The 3,617-nt window shown below is 46.6% G+C and carries 3 protein-coding genes and 1 pseudogene; all 4 read right to left on the reverse strand.

The window, feature by feature from the left end; genetic code table 11:
* Positions 1–104: 104 nt before the first annotated feature.
* Positions 105–1,550, reverse strand: coding sequence for a mechanosensitive ion channel domain-containing protein (locus ACKFKF_RS34590; protein WP_446871882.1), 1,446 nt, complete (start codon positions 1,548–1,550; stop codon positions 105–107).
* Positions 1,551–1,718: 168 nt separating this feature from the next.
* The gene (locus ACKFKF_RS34595) at positions 1,719–2,519 is read right to left on the reverse strand and encodes a sulfite exporter TauE/SafE family protein (RefSeq protein ID WP_446871883.1); all 801 of its coding nucleotides are present in this window, start codon (positions 2,517–2,519) and stop codon (positions 1,719–1,721) included.
* Positions 2,520–2,753: 234 nt separating this feature from the next.
* A complete protein-coding gene (locus ACKFKF_RS34600; RefSeq protein ID WP_446871884.1) occupies positions 2,754–3,230 on the reverse strand; it encodes an N-acetyltransferase family protein in 477 nt (158 codons plus the stop codon).
* Positions 3,227–3,617 (reverse strand): annotated as a pseudogene (locus ACKFKF_RS34605) (hypothetical protein); the annotation flags it as partial. The pseudogene ACKFKF_RS34605 and the gene ACKFKF_RS34600, both read right to left, overlap by 4 nt.

A 3,617-nucleotide genomic window follows, 5' to 3' on the forward strand; every position in this document is an offset into this window, starting at 1 on the left:
CCCCAAAATTGGGGGGTTGGGGGGCAGAAGTGCTGAATAACGAAGCGAGAAAACTACATCGAATTCACGTTAGTTTAATGGCAGTTAGAGAAAGCGATCGGCTTCTAGAGTTCAAACAGCATTTTTAACCGTTTACGAATCCAGACGATCGGGTTCTGTTCGATATCGACTTCATCGAGGAGATCTAAATCTTTGAGAAGCTGTTGTCTCTGGGTCAATTCTTGTTGGCGCTCGGCTAACTTTTGAGCAATTAAGTCAGCAAGCCCGCGATGATTGGCTAATAGTTTTTGCATTCCGACTTGACTGACTACAAAAAGTACCGTGTCTTCTAAAGCGCGGACGGTTGCAGTGCGACGAATGCCCAACAGTAAAGACAATTCACCAAAAAAGTCACCGACATGCAGCGTTGTTAAATGCTTGTTGGCTCGTTCAGAAAACACCTCGATCGACCCTGAGAGAATGATATAAAACGAATCTCCTGGCTCATTTTCTCGGACAATTATTGAGTTTGCATCAAAGGTCTGACGATAGCCTTGTTGGATAAGCTGTAGCAAATTGAGGTCAGTAAAGGTCTCAAAATAGCTCACTTGTCTGAGCAGTTGGCGCAGCGTTGACGGTTGCGAATAATAAGGAAGCGGCTCATTTAGGGTTGTCGCCATTTCACTAAAGTCTGTCTCATCAAAGTTTGGTGTAGCAGATGAGCGAATCGGGCGAAGCGACAAAACCTGACTGTTACTAAAGGCTCGAATTCCCTGTTGGCGAAACTCATATTCGATCGCAAATCTCAACCCACTGGCGATTGGGTCTTTAAATTTTGGTTGATTAATCCACACTAATAACTCCAAGGAGACTGTGCCATCTCCAAAGTCTTGTAGCCAGACTTCTGGCGCAGGATTACTCAAGACTCTCGATTCCATATAAGCTGTTTTGAGCAGCAGTTCTGTCACCAGCAGCAAATCCGTTTCTTCAGCTACGCCAACTAGAATGCGAAGCCGACATTTGGGATCTTGATGACTCCAATTAACGATTTTGTTGACGATGAAATTAAGATTAGGAACGATCACAGAAACGCCGTCATTCGTCTGGATCATGGTGGAGCGAATCGAAATTTTTTGCACCGTTCCGGTTAGTCCATCGACCTCTACAAAGTCTCCGACCTTAATCGGTTGCTCAAATAAAAGAGTCAGCCCGCTGATGAAATTTTTTGCTAATTCTTGCAGCCCAAAGCCTAAGCCGATGCCCAATCCACCCGCCAAAAATGTCAGCGAGTTGAGGTTAACGCCTGCCGTTTGTAAGATAATCACAAATCCGATCGCAGCGGCACTGTAGCTAATAATAGCCGCGATCGCTTCTCGACTGCCTTCATCGAGTCCCATCTTAAAAAGAATCCGCTTTCTCAACCAGTTTCGCAGCAAACGCGCCAAAATTGAGGTGACGATCGCTGACCCAATCAGAGTAGCGATTAAGCCCAGCGATACAATACTCTCTCCACCTCGCATGGGCGCTCCTTGAGACAAATCAAATAAATCAGCAAAAGAGACGAATTGCACAATTCTACTCAGCAGATTGGGGGACAAATGAGATGGACAACAGTAGACTGAACTCAACTGTAATGCGCTGAGACTCGGTTGGCAAATCACGGGTTTAATCAGTACAAGTGAATTAATGCCAATTCAACGCCTGTAAAAAGAGTCTGGATATGAGCAGATGAATCTTGTTTAATAGACAGGGTGATACCAGAAAAAATATGCTGTAATGCTAGAGCTAACGCCGATAATAAAGTAACGAATCAGTAAAGGATCAATTTGACGCGCAAAATAAGCACTACTGTAACCACCAAGCAATGCCCCGATCGCCATCACACCCATCGATTTCCAGACAATCGTGCCTGCAAAACTGAAGTTGATGATTGCCGCTGCATTGATGCAGGTTGCCAGCCAGTTTTTCCAGCCGTTCATAGTGTGAATTGTGTCGAGTCCCATCAGTTCTAAAACGGACAGCATGAGAATGCCGCCACCGCCCCCATAGAACCCACCATAGACCGCGATCGCAAACTGAAGCAAGACAATCACACCCAATGGAATCTGAATTCTGACAGAATGATTTCTTTGTTTTTCTAGCCTCTGTTTTTCTAGCCATTTTGTGAGAGGATGAGCGATCGCAAACAACACCGTCGCAGTCAGCATCAGGTAGGGAATTAGAAATTCAAAAGCAGCTTGAGGAGTATGCAGCAGCAAATAGGAACCCCAAACGCCACCTACAATGCTAACCACGCTGAGAAGCAAAAATTGTGTTTTTTGGAATGGCAATTCTCGACGGTAGGCAACGCTACTGGCAACGGTTCCAAACCACAAAGCGGCCGCATTAGTTGCGTTCGCAGCGATCGGAAGAATCCCTGTCGTGATCAACGCTGGAAACCCGATCAAACCACCGCCTCCTGCAAGTCCATTCATCACGCCTGCGAATACACCAGCACTCACTAAAAACAACGCTGACGGTAATGATAATGGGTCAGTCATCTACTTATTTTTGGTGTAGGGTTTCAATGAAGGCTTTTCGCTTCGCTGGGCGTTGCTGATTGGAGGGATGACTCTGTGGGAAGTGTCCATCTTTTCGCCCCCTAAATCCCCCAAAATTGGGGGACTTTGAACCTTGGGGTTCCCGCCGTTTCGGGGCAATTCATCCCCTGATTCAGCAACGCCTCGCTTCGCTGTTAGCATCTTCTGCTCCCCAACCCTTCATTCTGGGGGACTTTAAGACAGATTAGGTGCCCAGTTAAGGAGACAACGATTTCCGGTTTGCTCAATGACAGTTGCGCCCAGACGTTTACAGAATTGCAGTCCGCGATCGTTCCTCGCATCCGCATTCCAGGCAAGATGAGTGCAATGGTTTTCTTGAGCAATCTGTACAAGATGATTCATTAAGGCGGCTCCTGCACCTTGACTTCTCATCGCTTCATCTACATACAAATCGTCTAGCCAAATACTCGGCTGTCCTGCAAACGACGAGTAGCGAAATCCATATAAAGCAAACCCGATCGCAACCCCCGAAACCTCTGCAAACAACACATAGGAAAAAGGGCAACAACCAAACAGCGTCTTATATATTTTTTCTTCAGACGATCGCAGATGACCAGAAAAAGCACCAATGTTGCGATCGAACTCAACCTTCTTTTTTAGAAACGCAAAAATCAATGACACATCGCTGGAAGTTGCTATTCTCACGTTCATAAAGTCCCCCGTTTGACTGCAATGATGCGAAGCCTGCGATAGTCCGCTGTCCAGTGGTCTGTCTTGTAAAGGATGGGACGCAATTCCTGCTCGACTGACTGAATCACCTGCAAACGCGCCTCATCTGAGAGCTTCTCTAAAAATCGACTGGCAAACATTTGTAGCCAATTTGCTAACCCATCTTCGCCCGTTAAGGGAGTGGGACGATCGAACAACACTGCATACGTCACATCAAATCCGTGTTGCTCTAATCGAGTCGTGTACTCGGCAATGCTCGGAAAGTACCAGTGATCAGAAGGCGTTGAGGCGTTGCTGAACGATGGTATGAATTCGCCCCCCAACCCCCCATTCTGGGGGACTCCCGGACTTTCAAAGTCCCTCACTTGT

This window comes from Phormidesmis sp. 146-12 (assembly GCF_052939495.1).